The organism is Escherichia sp. KCJ4928, from assembly GCF_004352695.1.
Taxonomy (GTDB): domain Bacteria; phylum Pseudomonadota; class Gammaproteobacteria; order Enterobacterales; family Enterobacteriaceae; genus ECMA0423.
The window spans coordinates 1-255 of the sequence record NZ_SJWV01000765.1 but is presented as its reverse complement, the minus strand read 5'-3'; the positions used below and the strand labels follow the sequence as shown (position 1 = coordinate 255).

Genomic DNA, 255 nt, shown 5'->3' with positions numbered 1-255 from the left:
GCGTGATATTTTCGTGTAGGGTGAGCTTTCATTAATAGAAAGCGAACGGCCTTATTCTCTTCAGCCTCACTCCCAACGCGTAAACGCCTTGCTATTTACTTTTCATCAGACAATCTGTGTGAGCACTGCAAAGAACGCTTCTTTAAGGTAAGGAGGTGATCCAACCGCAGGTTCCCCTACGGTTACCTTGTTACGACTTCACCCCAGTCATGAATCACAAAGTGGTAAGCGCCCTCCCGAAGGTTAAGCTACCTA

Annotated in this window: 1 rRNA gene; it reads right to left on the bottom strand. The window is 47.1% G+C overall.

The window, feature by feature from the left end:
• Positions 1-148: 148 nt before the first annotated feature.
• Positions 149-255, bottom strand: a 16S ribosomal RNA gene (locus E0D98_RS26670); the annotation flags it as partial.